Genomic DNA, 20,858 nt, shown 5'->3' on the forward strand with positions numbered 1-20,858 from the left:
CGCTCAGGCGCTCAGCGTGCTCGAGCGCTTTTTTACGATCACCTCAACGTTGGGCGCGTATTCCTCCAGCAACGCGCCGGCCAGCTGCATCACCATCACCGGGTTGGCCAGCAGCGGTTTCAGCGTGGCCTTTTCCTCTTGCTTGACGGTGGTCATCAACAGGTTGTTGCCCGGTGCGACCTTGTTGGTTTGGGTCAGGGCGTTGAAGTACTTGGTCACGTCCGCCGGCGTCAGGTTGAAGGTGAATTCGTTTTCGCCGACTTCCAGGGTGATTTCGGTGTTTTGTTGGCTCATGGGGTATCGCTCTTTTTGAGGTTGGGAAAAGTGGTGTCCTGGGGCGCCGGCGATCGCCGGCAAACGCCCAGGGCGTATTGCTGCAGTCCGACGATCATTTGCCGGCTTTTGGCGAGTTGATCTCGGAGGGTGAAATAATCCGATCGAGCGTCTGCTGAGAGTTCGGCGCGTCCTGCATCAGCCACGCGGGCGGTGCCGGCGGTGGCGGACACAGATCCGGAGGCGGGACAGGTGGCGCGGACGAGCAACCGGTCAGAGCCATCGCCAACAGCGCGGCGCAGGCGTTCGTTTTCATTGCGTGCATCGGTCAATTCCTTGGTGTTTCGTTGGTCGATCGCGTCCCGCTCAGCGAGCATTTCGCCGCTGATGCGTGCCGCTTCGCGCAGGCCGCTGGCCTCCCATTTGGCGCTGTCGCGCTCGCGCCTGGCTTCGTCGCGCTGGCCTTCGAGCGCGTCGAAACCGATCCAGGCGACCAGGCACAGCACGACCAGGAACAAGGCTTCGCGCAGCATCACAAGCCCTCCGCACACAGCCGGAACTCGGCCAGCCGGCGGTTGTGCAACCCAGGCACAAAGCGCTTCTGGCCCTTGGCATCCGTCACAAAGGCCCATACCGGCGTCTTGCCGTCCGGCGCCCAAGCCAGCGCTTTACAGCCCTCGGCGATGCGACCGGCGTTGATAAGCGCGACTGCTCGACTGGCGCAGGTGCTGGTCACGCCGAAGTTGTGGCCGTGACTGGTCAGTGCGTCGAACGTGTTCTGGCCCACCTTCGGGTTTGTGATGCACTCGGCCAGCCGCAGCTGCGTTTTGCGGATCACCAGCTGCTCCACCTCGGCGCATTTGGCGGGTGACCAGTAGTCGCCGACTACGACCGGGTACGGGCTCGTAAACCGGGTGATGCCTTTGCAAACCGTGGGAAGTCCGCCAGCGAGCTTGTCCGCGTAAACGGTGTTCTGGCCGTTGCCTTCCCAGGTGCCCAGGAAGATCACCAGCGGCGTGCTGGCCAGCGCGATCAAACCGGCGGCTATCCGCCCGCGCAGGCTCATGGGAACCACACGCGCAGCAGTGCCGGCACGACCATCTGCAGCACGGCGCCAACCAGCGTCAGAATCGTCAGCAAGCGCCCGACCTTCGAGCCGATCACGTTGACCGCAAGGGTCAACGCCTGCTGGCCCTTGTTCAGTTCCTTGAGCTGGCCAGTCATGTTTTCGAATTGCTGCTCAAGCTTGGTCACGCGAGTCGGCACAGTGTCGTGACGACCTTCAAACTCGTTCATGCGGTGCTCGATCACGGCAAGTTGCCGCTCCAGCGTTCCCAGACGCGAAGTTTCAGTGGTCATCGGCGTTTACTCTTCTCGACGTCCGTCTGGCACGGGACGCACCGGGTTATGCCACCGTGCGCCTGGCGCGCCGGCGGGATTGGTTTGTCGCAGTCTTGGCAATGGGTCAGGCTCGGCCCGACCGGCACGGGCTTGCTCAACTGGGCCTTGATCGCCTGGTCACGTTGGCGTTGCTCCAGCTCCTGGGCACGGTCGAACCAGTCCACCATCAGCGCAGCCCCTCAATCTCGGTCGCAGCCAGGTACGGCACGCCGTTGATGTGGATGAAATCCGGGCTGGTCACGTCGAACGGAACCTTGTGTTTGCTCTTCTCGCCGCCCTTCGGATCGATCGCCAGCAGGCTGGAGAGCTTCACCTTGCATCCGAAGGCTTCCACCCGTAGTTCCTCGTCTTCGCCGGCCTTGGCGAAGAACACCGCGTCGAAGGGTTTGAGGCCTCGGAAGCTGCCCGCCGATCGCGCCGCGTCGATCAGCAGATTGAAGTTGGTGGTATCCAGCTCGAATTCGCCGGCAGCGGCCACGTCACCGTCCACAGTGCCGTCTGGCACGCCCCGGGTTTGGGCCACTGCTGAGTTGTCGGTGATATCCAAAGTGCAGCTTTCGACGTGCAGCGCGATATCGCCCAGGCTCACGTCAAAGTTTTTGCCGCCAATCTTCGCCATGGGGCGTTACTCCGTTTGGTCAGTGGAAAGATCCAGGGCGATGTTCGCCGTGAGGTCTTTCGGGCAGTTGTGGGGTTTGAGCTTGATGTAGGCCGCGACCTTGGTTTTGGTCAGCCAGGTCAGCACCAGGTCGCCGTCCTTCGGCGGCTCGATGTCGCCGGGGAACACCTGGCCCGCAAACGTGGTGGACTTGGCCATGGCGCGCAGCGGCGCCATCAACTGGTTGGTGTTGACCGCCATGCTGTTGGGGGTGTTGTTCAAGCGGCGATCGGCGACGCGACGAATCAGCAGCGGTCGGATCTGCCGAGCGGCCTTGTCGGTGATGCGCAGGTATTCCACGACCTGAAAGTCACTGCCGGCGGTGTCCAGCATGTTGCCGTCGCCCCAGTACACGCCCGGGTAGTCGGGATAGGTCTGCGAAACCGAGTAGCGCGCCCGATCCAACTCGCTGCGCACAGCCGAGGTCAGCGGGACTTTTTCGCCATCGATCGGAACAGGGCCGAGGCCCAGCACGGCACCGGTGGCCACGCGCATCGGGCTGTCAGCGATGCTCACTGATGCGTTGGCCAGGCGACCGGCCAGCACGCCCAGGTCATTGCCGTGCAGCTGCGGTACGACCAGCACACGCGGCGCGGCCAGGTTGGCCAACAGCGCTTTGCGTTCGCTGACGTACTGCGCCCAGTTCTGTTCGGCGGTGATACCAGGTGCGGACGCCATTACGAACACGCGGCGTCCGTAGGTGTTGTTCAGGGCGATCGCCGCGTCATGCATCGCCGACAGCTCGGCGGCAGCGGTCACCGGCTTGGTAATCACCACGGCTTCGACGGAGGAGCCCTGCTGCTGGGCTTTCTCCAACGCCTCGTCCCATTTGCCCTCGGCGCCGATCGGAGCCGCGACACACGCCCAGCGCTGGCCACCGTTGAGACGGGCAGCCGTGATTTGGGTTTTCAGGTCGCTGGCCGGAACGCCCAGTTCAGCGTCCAGATCGCTGTCCGTGTTCAGCGGGAGGATCTGGCCGACGTTCTTGCCGGCGGGGCCGATGAACAGAAAGTAACGCTCAATCTCGCTCACAGGCCCTTGGCCCAAGTTGAGATTGTCGACGGTGACTTGACCGAGTGCCATGCAGTGCCTCGTTAGCGTGGTGAAGTTAGGATTTGTTGCAACACCTGGCTAATCAGCAGGTCGGTGTCGCGTTCGGTTTCGGCGCCGATGAACTGGCGTTTCGGGAGCGTGATTTCCCAGCTCTGCGCACCCGAAGACTCGCTGCGCTGGTCGTCCAGGATGCGAATCAGCAAACCGGCCTTGGCGTAATTCACATGCTCTTGAATCCACGCCACTGACGGCCTGGTCAGGGTCTTTTTGCCGGCCTGGCGCACGCGAAAACCCAACCGACGCAAGCGCTTGGCCTGTTTCTCGGTCGCGGCTAGACCCGGCGGGGTTTTGTTCCAGCGGCGCATCTGCGCGGCGGTGCGGCGCTCGCTGACGCCGTAGTGCTGCTGGGCGGCGACCCATCGGGTCAGAGCGTTTTTCCAGCCCAGTTCCGCTTCATCAGCGCTCACGCGGGTGACCACCATCAGCTTGGCCAGGCCGGCTTCCATCTTCTTTTTGCCTTTGCCGTCGCCCTGACGCGGGGCGAACGCCGAACCGTCCAGGTTCTGCTGGGCACGCTGACGCTTGCGGCTCATCGTCCGCACACGCTTGGTCACCTGGTTCAGCAAACGCCGGCGCAACTGCGGCGGCAGGCTTAGCAACGCCAGTTGCTCGCGCACGCCCAAGCGTCCGCGCACGTCGAGTTCGAACGTGCTACGCCCCGCCATTGGTGGCCACCTCGCCGCGCTCGGCGATCCAAAGATCAAATGGAACGAACGCCCAGGTCTTGCCGAAGGCCTGAATCTCGCCGCCCGGATCTTCTGAGAGATACTGCGGCTCGACGAATTCCAGCGTTACTTCCACGTCGAACAGATCGCTGTCCAGGGGCTCCACGGCGAATTCCGGCGCCGGCAGTTCATGGCGGTCTCGATCGGAGTCGTAGTTCTCCAGCCAACTGCCCACCAGGGCCATCATGCGGGCGGGATGGGCCGCGAATCGCTCCAGGACGATCACGGCGCGATAGTGCATATCGGCAAAGTGCATGCCGTCGACGTCGGGTTTCCAGATCAGCGACAGCTTGACCTGCTCCGTCCAGCTGTCGAGCTGTTCAGGCTCGACCAGGCGGCGTTCCAGTAGGTAGGCGGTCAACGCCTGCAGCTTGGTCATAGCAACTTCGCCGTGATGCGCCCACGGCCCTGCAGGGCGCGCACAGCCTGCTGACTGAATGCCAGAAACGTGTCTTCACGCTCCGGCGCTTCCTTACCGGTGTTCTCGGCGCTCTCGCGGCGGGTCACGGTCGCGAACTGCTGCAGGGCGCTGGCCTTGGCGCGGCAATAAACGGCGCGCTTGTACAGCTTGGCTTTGAATGCACGCTCAGGCAGCAGCATCGGATCGGCTGTTTCCACGGCGACGATGCCTGCTGCAAGCCAGCTGGTTTTGAGCTTGGCCAGGTCGGTATTGACCTCGGCCATCGCGATAAACAAGGCGTCGGTCAGCAGGTCGCCCAGGAACTCCGCCGGAAGGCGATAGCCCTTCTGGAACTCGGCCACGGAGAGGTTCGGCCAGAAGCCGTCGTTCTCGATCGCCTGTTCCACGATGGTGGTGGGTTTCCCGGAAAAGCTCATTGCTGACCGCTCGAATTAGGGCGGGGAGACTGTTTTTCGTGGGGCTGTCCATGAATGGCAGACACACGTCCACAGTTCCCCGCTGGGGGGGTAGTCGGTTATTGGGCGCCGTTGACGGCGGGTGTTTGTTTGGCGATCGCTTTGCGGCACTTCGCAATGCGCGTTTCGTTGCCGGCTTTCGCGTACAGCTCGGTGGAGCGCTCCAGGTGCTTGAGCGCGGTATCCCACTGCTCAGCCTCCATGGCGCGCATGCCGATCAGCTTGTGGAACTTGCTCGGGATCTGTTCGGGCAGATCCCATTCACCGTCGACACGCGGCAGCAGGTTGGTCAGGTACGGCTCCGGGCTGCGCTCCGCGTTGTACTCACGGAAAGCCCAGTCGATCACCGCGTCGGCGACGAAGGTCTGCACGTCACGCTTGAAGCGCTCCGGCATTTCCTGCCCCTGCTCGATCGCGAAGTCCGCCAGTTCCAGACCGTCTTCGAATTGCTCGGTGTCGAACAGCCAGACCATCACCTGCACCAGGACGGGGTTCTGCATTACCAGGCCCGAATCCATGTAGCGCTGGATGAAGTCCTGGTATTTGGGCAGCAGTTCCTCACGCTTGAGTGCCTGGCGTCCGGCCAGTCCCTTGATCGCGCTCAGGCGCTCCAGGTCTTGAGCCATTGCCGCCTCCTGCAACTGCAGATGCTTTTTGGCATTGGCCGGACTGCTCAAGGCTTCCGCCGGCGAATACGCCAGCGGTGCCGCTGCAGCGGCAATCACTGCAGCGCTACCCAGGGCCAAAGTGCGGCGCTTGTGGGCAAGGGCCAGGCTCATGCGACCAGCTCGACGTTTTCGGTCAGGGCGATTTTCTCCAGCTGCTCGATCACGTAGCCCTCGTTTCGGCTGTTGTAATCCTCGACACGGGAGCGTTTCGGGTTGTCCACGGTTTGCTTGCGCCAGCTGGTGTCCTGGAAGTACAGCGACAGGTTGTCCCAACTGGTGACCAGCACACCGTTGACCGGGAAGAACGGAACGCTAAAGCTCGGCAGACCGCCGTAGGTGGCAATGACCTGGGCGTCCTCGATGCGTTCTTTCTCGGTCGGGGTGTCGCCCTGCTTGGCGTACAGCTTGGCCTTGTCAGCGGCCAGCAGGTCGGTGCCGATGATCGCCACCAGGTCGCCGCCGTCGCGCAGGCGTTCGTCCACCATTTGCTTGGTGTCGTGCACCAGGGCGTCGAGGTTGGCGTAATCACCGTTCGGCCCCATGGTGACCTTGCCAGGCGTCTTGCCTTCCTTGAGTACCTGCTGCGGCGCCTGTTCGCGCAGTTGCTGTAGCCAGCCTTTGTTCACGTCCTGCAGCATCGGATAGGCGCCGATGTCGGTCTGTGCTGCCGCGTGGGTGCCGTGGAAACCGACCATGATGCGATCCAGGGCGATTTGCTTCTGCACAGCATCGGAATAGCGTTTGTGGAAGTCCGGGAATTTGGCCCAGGCATCGATCTTCGCGTAGGGCAGGCCCACGTCCGATTCGGTCGACGACAGTTCGTAGGTGCTGTCATCGAGCGCGGACGCATCTTTTGCCTCGCGGTCGGTGGTCTTGGTGTTGGTGCGACCAGTCACCGGGCCGGATACGCCCAGGAAAACCTTTTGACCCTTGATCTCGCTCACGCCGATGACGTTGATACGCGAGAGGAAGTCCGATTTTGCCGTGATGGCGTCGTTAAGCTCTTGGGCTACTGACGGCTCCACGCTGAATTGCTTGCTGGCCAGGTCAACGCCGTAGGTTTCGGCGAGAGCAAGTTGCAGCTCGGCGTACATTTTCGCGCCATAGGCGCTCAGGGAATGAGCAGCCATGGTCAGAGTACCCGTGGTTTGGATTTGTCAGTCGGGCCGGAATTGCGCGGCAACTGACGTCCGGTCGGGGTGTTCTGCAGCGCAGTGAATTGCTTCTGCAGGCTGGTCAGCGCTGCAAGCACTGCCTTGTTGCCGCCACCGTTGCGCTTGAATTCGCGCTGTTCCTCGGCAGTGGTGACGATCTCGTCGACAGCCGTACTCACGTCATCGATCGGGGCCTGGTCGGGTTCCGGTGCGTCTTCGGCTGCAGGCTCGATCACGGCCTGAATGCCGGCAGCGACGACCAGCAGCTGGGCCAGCAGGGCTTTCAAGGCCGTTGCGGTAGCTTCATCCATTGGGGGTTTGCTCTCGGTTGGGGTTTGCGGGGTGGTTTCGGTGGGCGTGTCTTCAATGCCGAAACGCTTGAACAGGCGGGTGAACATGGCGGCAAGGCGCCCGATCTCGCCCTGCGGCTCGGTTTCGCGCAGGGGGCCGAGTTCTTGCGAGGCGGCGTAGTACGCGGCGCGGCTGGTGCGATTGGAGAAATACAGCTCTTGCGTGCCGAGGCTCGCCGGCGAATCTGTCACCGCCAGGCCAGTCAGATAGGCCTTTCCGCTGCCGGCGAAATTCGGGGTGATTTCAATGCTGCTGAACAGCTTCTGGCCCTGGTCGTTGAGGTACAGAAGGCGATCGTTCGGTTTCAACTGAGCTTCCAGCGCGATCTGGCCAGGTTCCAGATCCTCGCCCTCTTCAACCAAGCGCACGGCAAAAACGGTGCCGTGGGAACCCGGCCAGCGTTCGTGGTCGCACCAGATCACCGCCGTGTATTTGGCAGGCGTGTAGGTCTCGGCGATGTCGCGCAGTTCCTGGGGCAGGATCTCGCGGCCATCGACGGTCGGGCCGCTGGTGGCAACACGTTTCCAGTAGGAGACAAGGGAACGGGGCATGGTCGGTAACTGCGCTCAATCGTTGAATGAGCCGCCACGATAGGGAGCCGATTTGCCCCAAACAAACGGTTGGTTTTCGGCGTTCTCCTATTTTCCGGATATAGGCGAATGCCGGGATTTAACCCCGCGTTTCCAGCGTTTTCGCCGCATAGACTGCGGCACATGAACTACCCGACCGAAGTCAAAGAAGCCGCAAAACGCCTATACCTGCGCCGCTGTTCGGTGAAGGAAATCCAAGCGCATTTGAAGCTGCCTAACATCCGCATCGTCTACTACTGGATTCGCCAAGGCTGCTGGGACGAGATGCTGACGGACGAAGAACCGTTGAGCGCCGTCAACCGACGAATCACCCTGATTCTAGAAAAGATCGATCCGCTGACTGATGCCGAGCTGAAAGAGTTGGAGCGGCTAACAAGCCTGCTGGAGCGTTTAAAAAAACTGGCAGCGAAACCCGCGCCGACTGAGCCGTCAGATCGTCCAGACGGGCCTCGCGAGCGTCCACAAGGTCAACGCCGTGAACGTGGCGAGGGCGGCGGCAAGAAGCGCGAGAAAAAAGCGAAGAACGATATCAGCGGCCTTACCGAAGTGGACTTCCTGGATAAGTTCATCTCGAAAATGTACGGCTACCAGAAAGAGCTGTTCGAGGCGAAACAGAACCCACTTACCCGCCGTGTCCGGAACATTCTAAAGAGCCGTCAGGTCGGTCTGACCTACTACTTCGCCGGCGAAGCGTTCATGGATGCCGTGTTGAGCGGTGACAACCAGGTGTTCCTGTCGGCCAGCCGATCGCAATCCGAGATTTTCCGCAGCTACATCATCCAGTTTGCCCAGCAGTGGTTCGGCATCGAGCTGACCGGCAACCCGATCACCTTGAGCAACGGCGCCGAGCTGCGTTTCCTCAGCACCAACAGCAGCACCGCCCAGGGCTACCACGGGCACGTCTACGTCGACGAATACTTCTGGATTCGCGACTTCGAAAAGCTCAGCACCGTCGCCAGCGCCATGGGCACCCACAAGAAATGGCGCAAAACCTATTTCTCGACGCCCAGCGCTGTGTCGCACCAGGCGTATCCGTTCTGGTCGGGCGACGAATTCCGTAACAGCAAGCGCGGCAAAAAGGCCGGCGGCGAATGGCCGAGCGAGGCGGCTTACACGCAGGGCGCGCTGTGTCCGGACGGTCAGTGGCGCAAGACGATCACCCTGGACGATGCGATCGCCGGCGGCTGCGATCTGTTCGACCTGGAACAGCTGCAGCTGGAGTACGACGAAGACAAATTCCAGCAGCTGTTCTACTGCAAGTTCATCGACAGCACCCAAAGCGCATTCAGCCTCAAGGATCTGGAGCGCTGCTACTCGGATCTGTCGTTGTGGGAGGACTACAACCCGGATCTGGAGCGCCCGTTCGGCAACAGCCCGGTCTGGCTGGGCTACGACCCGAGCCGCACGCGCGACGACGCCACCTGCGTGGTCATCGCGCCGCCGCTCGAACCCGGGGCGAAGTTCCGGATTCTGGAAAAGCACAGCTGGCGGGGCCACTCGTTCACCTACCAGGCCGCGCAGGTCAAGAAGCTGACCGAGCGCTTTAACGTGCAGCACATCGGCATCGATGTCACCGGCGTGGGTTACGGCGTGTTCGACCTGGTGCGCGACTTCTACGCCAAGGCCACACCGATTCATTACAGCCTTGAGGCGAAAAACGCCCTGGTGTTGAAAGCCCAGGACACGATTCAAGGCAGTCGTATCGAGTGGGACGCCGGTTGGACGGACATCGCCCAGGCGTTCCTGACCATCAAGCGCGGTGCCACCAACAGCGGCCAGATCACCTACAGCGCATCCCGTACCGAAGCCACCGGTCACGCCGACATAGCCTGGGCGGTGATGCACGCCCTGTCCAACGAACCTTTGAACACCAACAAGCGGCGCCGTAGCCGCTACGTCACGAGTAACCAGAACAGCCATGGCCAACCGCAAACGCAGAAAGCACCACGTAGCCCAACCACAGCAACAGCCAATGCGCTCGTTTACGTTCGGGGAGCCGGAGCAGGTGCTGTCCGGCAACATCGGCGAGTACGTGGGTGTGTTTCCCAGCGACGACGGCAAGATCTACAAACCGCCGGTGTCACGGGCTGGCCTGGCCAAGCTGTTGCGCGCCAACGCGCACCACGGCGCCATTCCGAAATTCAAGCGCAACCTGTTGCTGCGTGAGTTCATCGCCTCGGCGGGCTGCAGCACGGAGACGATGGGACGCGCCGGACTGGACTACATGGTGTTTGGTGAAGCGTACTTCTACAACGACACCAACGCATTCGGCCAGGTGCTGGAGCTGCAGCACCTGCCGGCGATCAACATGCGCGTGAAGGTCGACGGCGGCTACGTGATGCTGCTGCCGGACAACAAGGAAATGGAGTTCGAGGCGCGCGAAATCTCCCACGTCCTGGACTACGACGTGGAACAGAACATTTACGGGATTCCGGACTACCTGGGCGGCCTGCAGGCGTTGCTGCTGAATGAGGCCGCCACCCTCTTCCGCCGGCGCTACTACAGCAACGGCGCGCACGCCGGCTACATCTTCTACACCAACGATCCCGACCTGACCGAAGAGGACGAAGACGAGCTGCGCGCCCAAATCAGCGCCAGCAAAGGTGTGGGCAACTTCCGCTCAATGTTCGTCAACATCCCCAACGGCAAAGAGAACGCGATTCAGATCATCCCCGTGGGTGACTTCCAGGCGAAAGACGAGCTGGAGAAAGTGAAGAACATCACCCGAAACGATGTCATCGCGGCCTGGCGGATGAACCCCGCGCTGGCCGGCATAATCCCGGAGAACACCGGCGGGTTTGGCGACATTGAAAAGATCGATCGCGTGTACACCAGCAATGAGATTCGACCGATTTGCCAGCTGTTCGATCAGCTCAATGACCGGTTACGCGAAGACAGGCGCTTTAGCTGGAAACCTGCACAAGATGCAGTGGATGCCACTGCATGAAACACCTTTTGGAGCGAATGCCACTACAAATTGTGGCAATATGTTGGCGATCAGCTGCCCCTGGGGAGGGACACTATGAGAGTTGTTTGCAAGTGCGGCCACAAGGGCCGAATTGCTTCACGGGAAGAGGTAACAACGGAGTTCGTGAAGCTGTATTGCCAATGCCTGGACGCGAGGTGCGGGCATACATGGGTGTCGAACCTGACGTTCTCACACACGCTCAGTCCGTCTTCGCAGACCTTCGAACGCATGTTGATCGATCGGTTTCGCGAGTTGCCCCGGGCAAAGCAGCGGGAGCTTTTCGAGCAGTTGGGATCGCAGGCGGTGGCGTGATGCACAAACCGCCGACCCAATTGCCGGCGATCGGTTACAGCGAAATCAATCAGAGGTCAGGCGACTGCCGACTCTTCGGGAACCGTGGCTAACGCCTCAGTGAGGCGCCGTAATTGTTTTCGATCTTCCTCGGTTAGCTGACGATAAAGTGCCACCAGACGACGTTCGATTTTCGAAAGCGCATCCCATTCCAACTCGCCAGTTTGGAAGTGTTCATTACCTGTTACCGCGCGATCCAACATGCTCACTACTCCATAAAAGTGCATTGCTGGATCGACGTTATCGGGGCTGCGAAAAGCTGTAAAAGGGAGCGGGCTCAAATGCACTACAACGCATTTCCAACTTTATTTTTGTTTGGCGACGTCATCCGCGATCGCTTGCAGAAAGCGACGCACAGATTTTTGGTCTTCGGCCGGCATGCTCCGATAACGCTTAATCAGTATTTCCTCATCCTCGCTCAAGCCCCCCACAGGGGCGGGAGTTCGTTCGCCTGTGATGACGTAAAGAACGTCAAGACCCACGGCATTCAAGGCTTTCAAATAGCCCGTATCGGGGCGACGCTCGTCTCGTTCGTAGCTTCCCTGAGTGTTTCGAGTTACGCCGCCTATTTGAGCCATTTCCTCTTGTTTGAGGCCGAGTCGAACTCTTTCTTCGCGCAAGCATTCGCCCGCACTCACCTCCGAGATTTCTCCCGCTGACAAATTTTTCAAACTCTAGCCCCTTTACAGGACAAATAAACTGGTCATAATCGGCGCCGTACAAACACGAATCTACACGAACGCACACGAGCGAACACTATGCCCGCCACTGTTACAGCCGAGCAAGCCCGCGAGGCGCTTGATCGCAAGGGGATAAGCATTGCCGAGTTCAGTCGAAAACATGGACTGAATAAGAATTTGGTCAGCGACCTTTTAGCCGGTCGCAAAAAAGGTCGCCGTGGGGAGGCACATCGCGCCGCGGTACTGCTTGGAATCAAAGACGGCGAAATTGAACAGTAGTGCCACGGCTCAACAGGGAAAAGTAGAAGATGAAAAGTCTGATCCTAGATACCCGCAGGGAAGTTACCAGCGAGATTATTCGAACCTACGCCGGTGGCCGCGAGGCTGCAGCAAACCGCTTGGGAATGAAGCTCAAAAAGTTCGATAACCATGCCTACGAAAACGCTGGATGCTCGCCCCTCAGTGATGTGCAGATATTCATGCTCGAGCAGGAAAGCGGCACATACCACTTGGCGAACTACGTCGCCTCGATGTACGGGGGACGCTTCATTCCAATCGCCGACCCGGAATCACTGGATAACGTTGAACTTTATGCGCGCTCCTTGCAGGTGGCAGCGAAACGGGGTTGCGTTGACCAGGCTATTGCTCAAGCACTTGAAGACGGATCAATCAGTGAGGAGGAAGCCGAATTGATTCTGGACGCCAACAACCTGCATCTGGCTGCGCGTCACGCCGAAGTATTGGCGGCGATCGCCCTCTACCGCGAAGGGAAAGCCCAATGAGCAACATGAACGCAGTACAGGATCATCAGGACATGCTCAAAGCTACTGCGCTGCTTTTTCTTGAGCGTCACCAATGCGAACACCTCAGCGACGACCAGCAGCTGTTGAAACGCGCAGTCCAGCACCTGGTTGCGGACTTTGACGTGCTGACTCCTACCGCCGAAAAAATGGTTCACCTGGCCTATAGCGATCTGTCTGCAGTAAGCGATCGGCAGCGTCTGGATGTTCTGACCAGCACGCCTACACACACCGTTATCAACGATACAGGCACTGGTGAGGTGTGGGCCATCCCCGTCAGCCTGATCTATGAGCGAATCCTGAACGCACCGGACAACGGGCGTTTCCGCATCACCACTCCGTAACACCCAACCAACAATTCCTCCCGATCCCCCATTCCCGTGGGTTTGGGTGAGCTGCGCCCGAAATTGAGGTTTGACGATGGAAAACGCTCTGAACATCAACGCAAAACTGCCGCCAGATCAGGCTCAAGCGCTCTTGGCCAACCTGCGTGAACAGTACCGTCTCAGCCTCAATGACCTTTGGTACGCAGACCAATACCGCTTCATTCCCGAAGGCCTGCGCCATGGGTCGATTCTCACGAACGATCCCGTAATGGCCGCTCGAAAACATCTGATCGGCGCCCTCGCCGGTGCCCTGACTCAAAGCCTCAAAACAGTGAAAAAACCATGAGAGATGATCTCCGCGACGACGTCCTGAAGCGCCTGGAATTCGATTACGGCCTGAAACACCGCTCGGGAACCGTTTACATGCGCGGCGGCGAGTGTCCGAAGTGCAGAAAGAAAGAGCTGTATTCGCGCCACGACACGCCATGGCTGGTCATTTGCGGCCGGCCTGAAAAGTGCGGCCACACCATGCACGTCAAAGAAATCTACGACGATTTGTTCGAAGACTGGAGCAAGCGAGCGCCGGCGACGGACAACGCTCCAACAGCCACAGCTCGGGCATATTTAGAATTTGGTCGAGGATTCAACATTGAGTTGGTCGCGGGCTGGTTCACACAAGAAACCTACTACTCGTCCCAGCATAACGCCGGCAGTGCCACGGTGCGTTTCGCTTTGGAGAAAGGCGGCTACTGGGAACGCCTCATCGATAAGCCGGCGCGCTTCGGCAAGATGAAAGCTCGCTTCGCCCCAGGTGATAGTTACAAGGGTGTGTGGTGGTGTCCGCCCTGTGTTGATCTGCTTGAAGCAAAAGAACTCTGGATCGTGGAAGGCATCTTCGACGCCATTGCCCTGGTGCATCACGGGATTTCCGCCGTATCCGCCATGTCATCAAATGCATTCCCGGCTGACTCTCTGCAGGCGTTGGTCACTGCGCGCCCGGGCAATCTGCCAAAGCTCGTCTGGGCGCTGGACAACGAACCAGGCGCACACGCCTACACCAAGCGTTGGGTTCGCATGGCCCGTGAGTTGGGGTTTACCTGTGAGGCCGCGCAGATCCCTCAGCGGGACAACCGGAAGGTGGATTGGAACGACCTTCACCAGCGATGGCAATTCCTGGACGAAGGCGACAAGCGCGACGCCCAGTTTGAAAAAGACATGACAATTGCGCGGCATCACGGCGCCCTGCTGATTGCTGAGAACGCCACCGAAAAAGCACTGGTGATGTTCGATTGGAAGCGTCGGAGCGAATTCCATCTGGAGTTCGGCAATCGCCTGTATTGGTTCAAGCTTGATCTGGAGAAATACAACAAGGCCATTCAGGAACTGGAGGAAAGTGAGCACCACGACGATCAGCAGCTGAACAATAAACAGATGCGGGCGAAAGCCATGCAGCAGTGCGGTGCGCTGCAGCGCATCGCTACCTGCAATCCGAAAGCCCTGTACTACCAGGAAAACAAACTTACCGACGAGTCCTGGTACTACTTCCGGATCACTTTTGCACACGACGCCGCACCGATCAAAAACACGTTCACCAGCGCTCAGATCGCGTCATCAGCCGAGTTCAAAAAGCGTCTGTTGGGCATTGCTCCGGGCGGAATGTTCACCGGCACAACTCAACAGTTGGACGCGTTCATTGAGGAACAAACCGACGCCCTCAAGACCGTTCAAACCATCGACTTCACGGGCTACACCCGCGAACACGGCGCTTATGTGTACGGCGACGTGGCGGTACGCGACGGGAAAATCTTCAAACTGAACGAAGAAGATTTCTTCGACATGGATCGATTGAGCATTAAAACGCTCAGCCAGTCCGTGACCTTGAACCTGAACACTGACCTGGAGAAGTTCGACACGGAATGGCTCGACATCATTTGGCAATGCTTCGGTGCCAAAGGACTGGTCGCCCTCGCTTTCTGGTTCGGCTCTTTGTTCGCTGAGCAGATCCGGCAGCACCAAAAGAGTTACCCCTTCATGGAAATTATCGGTGAGCCAGGCGCCGGTAAATCCACTCTGATCGAATTCCTCTGGAAGTTGTGCGGGCGCCTCGACTACGAAGGTTTCGACCCCACTAAGGGCACCCCCGTTGCTCGGGCACGAAACTTTGCCCAGGTCGGGAATCTGCCGGTGGTGTTGATTGAATCTGAGCGTGAAAAATCAGATGGAAGCCAGACCCGCCAATATGACTGGGACGAACTGAAGACCGCCTACAACGGCCGCAGCGTTCGCTCAACCGGTGTAAAGAACAACGGTAACGACACACGAGAACCGCCCTTCCGTGGTGCAGTGGTCATCGGGCAGAACCACGCGGTGAACGCTTCTGAACCGATCCTGCAGCGCCTGGTGCACATCGCCATGACGAAAGACGGGCAGACCCCGCAAACCAAGCTGCTGGTTGAAAAACTTGAGCGTATGCCCGTCGACCGTGTGAGCGGGTTTCTGCTCAAGGCAACCACGTCGGAGTCCGCCGTGATGGAGACCATCCGCTCGAAGGTTCCGACCTACGAACAGACATTGCTGGCCCTCCCTGAGATTCGCACCGTCCGGATCGCAAAGAATCATGCCCAGTTGCACGCGCTCGTAGACGCACTGGTACACGTCGTGCCTCTGAAAAAGCACCAGCTGGAAGCCACACACGCCGAGATCCAGAACATGGCCAAGGATCGCCAGTTGGCCATCAATGCTGATCACCCCGTCGTCGTCGAGTTTTGGGAACTGTACGAATACCTAAACAGCGCTGCCGGCGGACTCAACCACTCACGCAATGACAGCTTGATTGCGGTGAACCTCAACGACTTCGCCAAAGAAGCCGCAGAGAAACGCCAGAAAGTACCAGACATGACCGAGCTGAAACGCCACCTGAAAACCAGCAAGTGCCCGAAGTTCGTGGAGACAAACAGAACCGTTTGCTCTGCATGGGAGTTGGACGCTGCAGACAAACCGAAAACCGTGCGCTGCTGGATTTTCCAGAGCGCTTAACGAAGTGGTGCCGAGGGGTTGCAGCCCCTCGACACCTACCACCACTGAGGGCAACACGATGAAAGCAAAGCACTACAGCGGTAGCGATTCAAAGGCTAACACACAGGGCGACGTCGACACTCAATCAGCCCGGCACCTAATGGCGATCCGGATAGTCGGCACAGCTTTGTTCGATTACCAGATCACCAAAACAGACGAAGCGCGGATCCGCCTTGAGTGCTTGGCCACCTTCGCCAAACAGCAGGGCGATATTGATGCGGGCGAAGCAGCCATAGTCGCCCAACTTCTGGCCAGCCATGCGTCGTCGAGGGCAAGTTTATGAACGATGGCAAAACCCTTCGGGAGCGGCCGGCGATGGCCAGCAAACGATTGGATCTGCCAAACATCTGCGACATCTGCGGCAAGGCCAGATCTACCCGAAAACATCAAAAATGCAGCCGTATTCGCCAGCATCGAAAGACTGAGGAATGGGCCGCTGTAATGGCTGAAAAGGCTGCAATCAGAAAAGCAAAGGAACACCGTTATGTTTAAACGCCGTGAACAAGCAAGACCAGAATCAAAGGCAGTGTTTTCTACTACGCTTCCAGGTCTGAGGGTTGTACCGTGAGCCAAGCAACAACAGGTATTTTGACCTTTCAAGATCTGCAGCAAATAACCGGCTACCAACGTCGCTCGGATGTCGAACGGTCACTAATCGACCAGGGCGTGAGGTTGTTCCGTGGCAGAACAGGACCTTGGACAACTCTCGATCTGATTAACCATGCCGGCGGCGTCTCGTCGCCCAGCGCTGAAAGGTACGAGTCCGACATATTATGAGGCGAGCGAGGAAGCGAAAGCACAATCCCCACATCCCTGGCCATGTCGATCAGGCCGCCCTCCCGGCGGCCATTTACTTCGACCATCGAGGCAGTGGGGTTTGGTACACCCTCCACTATGACGAGACTGGTAAACAGCGCCGCAAGAACGTCGCGCCCGCAGACGTTTCCCTGGCAGAACTACACCGGATCATGGACGAGACGTCCAACGTAGACCGAGGCACCCTTCGCTACATCTGCGAACAATTCCACTCGAGTGACCGTTACAAGAAGCTCTCGCCGAAGACTCACGACGACTACTGCTACTCGCGCGACGTGTTGCTGAGCATCCCCACTAAATTGGGTAAACCGCTGGGCGAACTAGCAGTGAAGAAGTTCACTGCCGCCCTAGTACAACGTATTGTCGATCGGCTCGCGGACGAGGGCACTCCGTCGAAAGCTGCACACGCCCTGCGCTATCTGCGCCGCGTTCTGCAGTGGGGACGCAACCGCGGATTTCTGGAAGTGAATCCGGCATTTGGCATCGAGGCACCGATTGAGCGGAAACAGCGCCGACTGCCAAGACAAAGCGTGATGGATGTTCTGATCGATCTTGCAACAGCCCGCGGACGCTTGGCACGCAATGAGCCAGGCGGCTGCCCAGAGTATCTGGCCAGCGTTATGGAGCTCGCCTACCTTTGTCGCTTGCGCGGCATCGAGGTGGTCACCCTCACCGACGCAAACGAATTGAACGAGGGCATCCTGACTAATCGTCGCAAAGGCAGCCGCGACAACATCGTACGCTGGACACCTCGTCTGCGTGCGGTGTGGGAGGGTGCCAAGGCTTTACGTGCGAGGACTTGGGAGCGTCGGAAGACAGCGATTCCCATTGCACCATCGAAGCGTTTCATTATCGTGGCTAGTCACGGAGGGCCGCTTAGAAAGACAAGCCTTGATACTGCTTGGCAACGCTTCATCACTCTTGCGATGACGGAAGGAAACATTGACCCGGAGGATCGATTTGCGCTTCACGATTTGAAGCGTCGTGGCATCACCGACACCTCAGGGACTCGAGCTGAAAAACAAGAAGCTAGCGGCCATCGTGACCCCAAAATGATGGACATATATGACTTAAGTGTTCCTATCGTCGCCCCGGCCGCCGATTGTGTAACGCAAACTTAACAGTAAAAAAAGCCCTCTTGATTGCTAGGCTCTCCAATCAAAGTGGCTAACATATTTCCAAGGCCATGATTTTGTTGATTTTTTTTAGCTACTCATAGCGATTTCTGAGCAATTTACTATCATCACCGCCAATCCAGCGTTAAGCCGATGTTGGGGGAAAAGCTCATGCCGGCCACCTAAAACGGTTCACGAGATTTACAAAAAAATGTTTACTTTGGTGTATAGTTTCACTACCAAGCACCTTTCCTAGGTTCGGATTGCACACAATGACCACCCGTACTGGCATCCTCAAAAATTCTCCGCTCACTATGGTTTTCGCCTCCGTAAGGTTCACTCCTTGGCCCGTTCTGGGCAAGAGAATCGACGAAATCCAGAACGATTTGAGAGACGTCCTACCTCTAATGCATCGCATCGAGGTAGAAGCTCCTGAGGGTATGCCAACTGCGATGTTCAGCAGTGAGGCATGGATGCTTATCTCGCTGGACAAAAGTTATGGCGTCCAAATAACGAAAGATCAGCTATTGATATTTTGCCCCAAATATCATCATTACGATGACTTTGAAGCAAAGATAGACAGAGTTCTATCCACTCTTCTCACGCATATGAAGTTTATGAATGTTTTGAACATGGGCGTAAGATTTATTGACCATGTAAAACCAAAACAAGGCGAAAAAAGCTCTCACTACATTTCAGAGAAGTTTTTAGCCCCGAGCATTGAAAATTACAACACCCTCGGCGGCCAGTTCTTCAATGAATATTCCTGCGATAACCACAGGATAAGAGTCAATGTTCTAAACATGCCTGGCGCGCTTCCTGTACCACAGGATGCGATACCTGTTTTAGCAATATTTAATGGCATTGAAGCACCACTTAAACTTGAGCAACTAAAGCCTGAAGAGCTTCTAGTCGACATGGATGCGGTGACCATGTTCCCAAGCGCTGAAAAGTTAGCAAAGGAAACGATCATCTTCGAACTACGTAAACTTCACACCGTTGCTAATAACTTCTTTAGACATACTGAAATGTTTAGCGATCATGCGTTTAAGGTTTGGAAAGGAGAATCCTAATGCTTTGTAACGCAGAACCAGTGATTCAACAACACTCAATGCCTATCAGCATGATGAGTGCAGGCCGCTCTTTTTCTAGTTCCGCTTCCTCTATGAGAATTAGAATGAGCGAACAGCGCTCACTCGGCCTGATACCTAAAACATATGCTTCTATACAGTCGCTTATGGGAGAGTTGATCGATCGTAGTTTTCCCGCAGGTTTAACTGGATACGTCAAAGAACCACCTCGCCTTGTATTAACTATAGACGGCAACGAGTCCATCACCTTGGACAGCAGTGCTATTGAAGTAGGCAAGGATTTAACGAATGAAAAAGCAGATATCGCAGACGTTACTTTTAAAACACAACTAGAGACTTTCCAAGCGAAGCTAGGGCTTTCGATAACTCAAATTTCACAGTTTTTTGGAGTTACAAGAAAGTCTGTCTATGACTGGCTCGACGGCACGGCCCCTCGAAGCGCGAACAGCAATCGCCTGAATGTAATAGCTGCGATCATAGAGGCCAATGAAGACAAAGCCAATCTGATGCGCTTGAAAGGAGTATGGCTAACGCCCATAAATGGAAAGTCTTTTATGGATGTTATCTCCGATGAAACCTTGGATGATGAAGGGAAAATTTTTGCCGCTTCCTCTAAGCTCGACGAGCTTTTGCCGAGGCTAGTAGTTCAAGAAAAGATGAGCAGAACCCATTTAGGTAATGCTCATGCTTCTGACATTGATCGGGTCGCAGATCTTGGCTAACTACGATATAGATTTGGCAACCTCGATTAAGAGTGCCGGATGGTGGCAAGGCTCTGTAGTCTCCGAAAAGAGACTACAAGCCCCGTCCACTGAAGACTCAGGTGAAGGTTGGTGGATCGTCGCCTCACAAACTTGCAATTTGTACAACCCAGATTTCTGCAAGATCCCAGTTGTAGAGCTGATTTCCGCTCAGTTGATTCAGAAGCTCGAGAAGTCGTACTCTAGGGGAAGTAACCCCCGTACGCTCCACGTGGAAGCAATAGGTAACGGCTCCACAGTCTATTTTGAAGTAGACATCCAAAAGCGCATCTGGTTAAACCGAGCCGAGTTGGCATCCATCGGTAGCCCAGATTACGAAGTAGTAGATTCAAGCAGAGATAGTCCAGACTGGGCGAATACACAGTGGTTAGATAATTTTGCCGGATGGATTGCACGCAGCTATACGCGCGTGACCCTACCTGACGAATTCAATTCGATTTTGAAAGACAGCAAGATTCAAGACGTGTTGGATGGCAAGCTAATGCGGACCAACAAACTTTACGGTATTTATTTAAATATCAGTTCTGCAAGTGAAGAAGAGTGGACTGGTAACCTAGGCCTGATGCCACCGCCATACTTTCTTGAAATCTCGCTTGTGACCGATGAAGATGAAGACCCTGAGCCGATTGTAGCTGCTCTCAAAAAGTCATTGTTCGAAGACAAGATCAGCACGAAGGTTTCTGGAGATGAAAAATTATCGCGTGCAGATGTAGCCGGGCGCTGCGGCCTAACAATTAGGCCAGCTGGCGTAACTGGGCGAAACATCGCAGACACCTCGCTTCTTGAGATTAAGACGAGTATCAGGTACACGCTAAACGATTTTCTTTCTTTATCCGGCGATTAGGTCTGAAATTACCTGCCGGAAAGCATTTTGGACAGCGTAAGAGCGAGCCCCGCACCACTGCAGGCATTACTCCAACCAATGCCTGCTACGTAATAGGAATCCGCTTAACTCCTTGATTTATAAGGAATGAACAGATGACTTGTAATCAGTAGGTCCCGGGTTCGATTCCTGGTGCCGGCACCATACAAAACAAAGCCCCTGCAGAAATGCAGGGGCTTTGTT

General features: G+C 57.2%; 29 protein-coding genes. 14 read left to right on the forward strand and 15 right to left on the reverse strand.

All coding sequences use genetic code 11. From position 1 onward, the window contains the following. Nucleotides 1-3 precede the first annotated feature (3 nt). The 13 genes from M5G18_RS13135 to M5G18_RS13195 form a co-directional block, all read right to left on the reverse strand. Nucleotides 4-294, reverse strand: coding sequence for a putative phage tail assembly chaperone (locus M5G18_RS13135; protein WP_273898016.1), 291 nt, complete (start codon nucleotides 292-294; stop codon nucleotides 4-6). Continuing rightward, on the reverse strand, nucleotides 291-806 hold the full coding sequence (locus M5G18_RS13140; protein WP_273898014.1) for a lysis system i-spanin subunit Rz: 516 nt from the start codon (nucleotides 804-806) through the stop codon (nucleotides 291-293). The genes M5G18_RS13135 and M5G18_RS13140 overlap by 4 nt, the downstream gene beginning before the upstream one ends. Then, complete coding sequence (locus M5G18_RS13145; protein WP_273898012.1) at nucleotides 806-1,339, reverse strand: lysozyme; 534 nt, start codon at nucleotides 1,337-1,339, stop codon at nucleotides 806-808. Before M5G18_RS13145 ends, M5G18_RS13140 begins: the two co-directional genes overlap by 1 nt. Then, the gene (locus tag M5G18_RS13150) at nucleotides 1,336-1,632 is read right to left on the reverse strand and encodes a hypothetical protein (protein WP_025111125.1); all 297 of its coding nucleotides are present in this window, start codon (nucleotides 1,630-1,632) and stop codon (nucleotides 1,336-1,338) included. The genes M5G18_RS13145 and M5G18_RS13150 overlap by 4 nt, the downstream gene beginning before the upstream one ends. Then, complete coding sequence (locus tag M5G18_RS13155; protein WP_102685930.1) at nucleotides 1,629-1,841, reverse strand: TraR/DksA C4-type zinc finger protein; 213 nt, start codon at nucleotides 1,839-1,841, stop codon at nucleotides 1,629-1,631. The genes M5G18_RS13150 and M5G18_RS13155 overlap by 4 nt, the downstream gene beginning before the upstream one ends. Then, entirely contained in the window at nucleotides 1,841-2,293 is a 453-nt protein-coding gene (locus tag M5G18_RS13160) for a phage protein (RefSeq protein WP_025111123.1), read from the reverse strand. The genes M5G18_RS13155 and M5G18_RS13160 overlap by 1 nt, the downstream gene beginning before the upstream one ends. Before the next feature lie 6 nt (nucleotides 2,294-2,299). Beyond that, nucleotides 2,300-3,415: a DUF2586 domain-containing protein gene (locus M5G18_RS13165; RefSeq protein WP_273898006.1), complete on the reverse strand. Its 1,116-nt coding sequence runs from the start codon at nucleotides 3,413-3,415 to the stop codon at nucleotides 2,300-2,302. An 11-nt stretch (nucleotides 3,416-3,426) separates the two neighbouring features. After that, a complete protein-coding gene (locus M5G18_RS13170; protein ID WP_273898004.1) occupies nucleotides 3,427-4,110 on the reverse strand; it encodes a phage virion morphogenesis protein in 684 nt (227 codons plus the stop codon). Next, nucleotides 4,097-4,549 carry a phage tail protein gene (locus tag M5G18_RS13175; protein ID WP_273898003.1) on the reverse strand — a complete coding sequence of 151 codons (453 nt, stop codon included), beginning with the start codon at nucleotides 4,547-4,549 and terminating at the stop codon, nucleotides 4,097-4,099. The genes M5G18_RS13170 and M5G18_RS13175 overlap by 14 nt, the downstream gene beginning before the upstream one ends. After that, nucleotides 4,546-5,007, reverse strand: coding sequence for a head completion/stabilization protein (locus M5G18_RS13180; RefSeq protein ID WP_025111119.1), 462 nt, complete (start codon nucleotides 5,005-5,007; stop codon nucleotides 4,546-4,548). The genes M5G18_RS13175 and M5G18_RS13180 overlap by 4 nt, the downstream gene beginning before the upstream one ends. Nucleotides 5,008-5,105: 98 nt before the next feature. Further along, nucleotides 5,106-5,825: a phage terminase small subunit gene (gpM, locus tag M5G18_RS13185; RefSeq protein ID WP_273897998.1), complete on the reverse strand. Its 720-nt coding sequence runs from the start codon at nucleotides 5,823-5,825 to the stop codon at nucleotides 5,106-5,108. After that, nucleotides 5,822-6,844 (reverse strand): phage major capsid protein, P2 family, encoded by a 1,023-nt coding sequence (locus M5G18_RS13190; RefSeq protein ID WP_273897996.1) that lies wholly within the window; start codon nucleotides 6,842-6,844, stop codon nucleotides 5,822-5,824. Before M5G18_RS13190 ends, gpM begins: the two co-directional genes overlap by 4 nt. Nucleotides 6,845-6,846: 2 nt before the next feature. Continuing rightward, nucleotides 6,847-7,770, reverse strand: coding sequence for a GPO family capsid scaffolding protein (locus M5G18_RS13195; RefSeq protein ID WP_273897995.1), 924 nt, complete (start codon nucleotides 7,768-7,770; stop codon nucleotides 6,847-6,849). Between the two features lie 162 nt (nucleotides 7,771-7,932). On the opposite strand from M5G18_RS13195, the gene M5G18_RS13200 reads away from it, so the two are divergent. The 3 genes from M5G18_RS13200 to M5G18_RS13210 all read left to right on the forward strand — a co-directional run bounded on the left by M5G18_RS13200 (nucleotide 7,933) and on the right by M5G18_RS13210 (nucleotide 11,089). Beyond that, a complete protein-coding gene (locus M5G18_RS13200; protein ID WP_273897994.1) occupies nucleotides 7,933-9,975 on the forward strand; it encodes a terminase large subunit domain-containing protein in 2,043 nt (680 codons plus the stop codon). Next, nucleotides 9,887-10,756 (forward strand): phage portal protein, encoded by an 870-nt coding sequence (locus tag M5G18_RS13205; RefSeq protein WP_273898040.1) that lies wholly within the window; start codon nucleotides 9,887-9,889, stop codon nucleotides 10,754-10,756. The genes M5G18_RS13200 and M5G18_RS13205 overlap by 89 nt, the downstream gene beginning before the upstream one ends. A 75-nt stretch (nucleotides 10,757-10,831) precedes the next feature. Next, nucleotides 10,832-11,089, forward strand: coding sequence for an ogr/Delta-like zinc finger family protein (locus tag M5G18_RS13210; protein ID WP_047293252.1), 258 nt, complete (start codon nucleotides 10,832-10,834; stop codon nucleotides 11,087-11,089). Between the two features lie 56 nt (nucleotides 11,090-11,145). Here M5G18_RS13210 and M5G18_RS13215 read toward each other — a convergent pair whose 3' ends face one another. Both M5G18_RS13215 and M5G18_RS13220 read right to left on the reverse strand, forming a co-directional pair. Next, a complete protein-coding gene (locus M5G18_RS13215) occupies nucleotides 11,146-11,331 on the reverse strand; it encodes a hypothetical protein (protein ID WP_273897989.1) in 186 nt (61 codons plus the stop codon). A 102-nt stretch (nucleotides 11,332-11,433) separates the two neighbouring features. Beyond that, nucleotides 11,434-11,706, reverse strand: coding sequence for a transcriptional regulator (locus M5G18_RS13220; protein ID WP_273898039.1), 273 nt, complete (start codon nucleotides 11,704-11,706; stop codon nucleotides 11,434-11,436). A gap of 180 nt (nucleotides 11,707-11,886) precedes the next feature. Here M5G18_RS13220 and M5G18_RS13225 point away from each other — a divergent pair, with 180 nt between their 5' ends. The 11 genes from M5G18_RS13225 to M5G18_RS13280 all read left to right on the forward strand — a co-directional run bounded on the left by M5G18_RS13225 (nucleotide 11,887) and on the right by M5G18_RS13280 (nucleotide 20,636). After that, on the forward strand, nucleotides 11,887-12,087 hold the full coding sequence (locus M5G18_RS13225) for a DNA-binding protein (protein WP_273897988.1): 201 nt from the start codon (nucleotides 11,887-11,889) through the stop codon (nucleotides 12,085-12,087). Nucleotides 12,088-12,116: 29 nt separating this feature from the next. Next, nucleotides 12,117-12,590: a YmfL family putative regulatory protein gene (locus M5G18_RS13230; protein ID WP_273897987.1), complete on the forward strand. Its 474-nt coding sequence runs from the start codon at nucleotides 12,117-12,119 to the stop codon at nucleotides 12,588-12,590. Beyond that, nucleotides 12,587-12,952, forward strand: a complete 366-nt coding sequence (locus M5G18_RS13235) for a hypothetical protein (protein ID WP_273897986.1) — start codon at nucleotides 12,587-12,589, stop codon at nucleotides 12,950-12,952. Before M5G18_RS13230 ends, M5G18_RS13235 begins: the two co-directional genes overlap by 4 nt. Before the next feature lie 76 nt (nucleotides 12,953-13,028). Further along, nucleotides 13,029-13,280, forward strand: coding sequence for a hypothetical protein (locus tag M5G18_RS13240; protein ID WP_102685915.1), 252 nt, complete (start codon nucleotides 13,029-13,031; stop codon nucleotides 13,278-13,280). Then, nucleotides 13,277-15,970, forward strand: coding sequence for a toprim domain-containing protein (locus M5G18_RS13245; protein ID WP_273926128.1), 2,694 nt, complete (start codon nucleotides 13,277-13,279; stop codon nucleotides 15,968-15,970). The genes M5G18_RS13240 and M5G18_RS13245 overlap by 4 nt, the downstream gene beginning before the upstream one ends. Before the next feature lie 58 nt (nucleotides 15,971-16,028). Further along, nucleotides 16,029-16,292: a hypothetical protein gene (locus tag M5G18_RS13250; protein WP_273926130.1), complete on the forward strand. Its 264-nt coding sequence runs from the start codon at nucleotides 16,029-16,031 to the stop codon at nucleotides 16,290-16,292. Further along, a complete protein-coding gene (locus tag M5G18_RS13255) occupies nucleotides 16,289-16,501 on the forward strand; it encodes a hypothetical protein (protein ID WP_273897981.1) in 213 nt (70 codons plus the stop codon). The genes M5G18_RS13250 and M5G18_RS13255 overlap by 4 nt, the downstream gene beginning before the upstream one ends. 281 nt (nucleotides 16,502-16,782) lie before the next feature. Beyond that, nucleotides 16,783-17,946 carry a site-specific integrase gene (locus M5G18_RS13265; protein WP_273897978.1) on the forward strand — a complete coding sequence of 388 codons (1,164 nt, stop codon included), beginning with the start codon at nucleotides 16,783-16,785 and terminating at the stop codon, nucleotides 17,944-17,946. A 266-nt stretch (nucleotides 17,947-18,212) separates the two neighbouring features. Further along, on the forward strand, nucleotides 18,213-19,013 hold the full coding sequence (locus M5G18_RS13270; RefSeq protein WP_273897977.1) for a TIGR04255 family protein: 801 nt from the start codon (nucleotides 18,213-18,215) through the stop codon (nucleotides 19,011-19,013). A 104-nt stretch (nucleotides 19,014-19,117) separates the two neighbouring features. After that, on the forward strand, nucleotides 19,118-19,753 hold the full coding sequence (locus M5G18_RS13275; protein WP_273897974.1) for a hypothetical protein: 636 nt from the start codon (nucleotides 19,118-19,120) through the stop codon (nucleotides 19,751-19,753). Then, on the forward strand, nucleotides 19,716-20,636 hold the full coding sequence (locus tag M5G18_RS13280) for a hypothetical protein (RefSeq protein ID WP_273897972.1): 921 nt from the start codon (nucleotides 19,716-19,718) through the stop codon (nucleotides 20,634-20,636). The genes M5G18_RS13275 and M5G18_RS13280 overlap by 38 nt, the downstream gene beginning before the upstream one ends. Nucleotides 20,637-20,858 lie beyond the last annotated feature (222 nt).

Origin of the sequence: Pseudomonas aphyarum (assembly GCF_028657055.1) — a bacterium.
In the GTDB taxonomy this organism is placed as follows: Bacteria; Pseudomonadota; Gammaproteobacteria; order Pseudomonadales; family Pseudomonadaceae; genus Aquipseudomonas; species Aquipseudomonas aphyarum.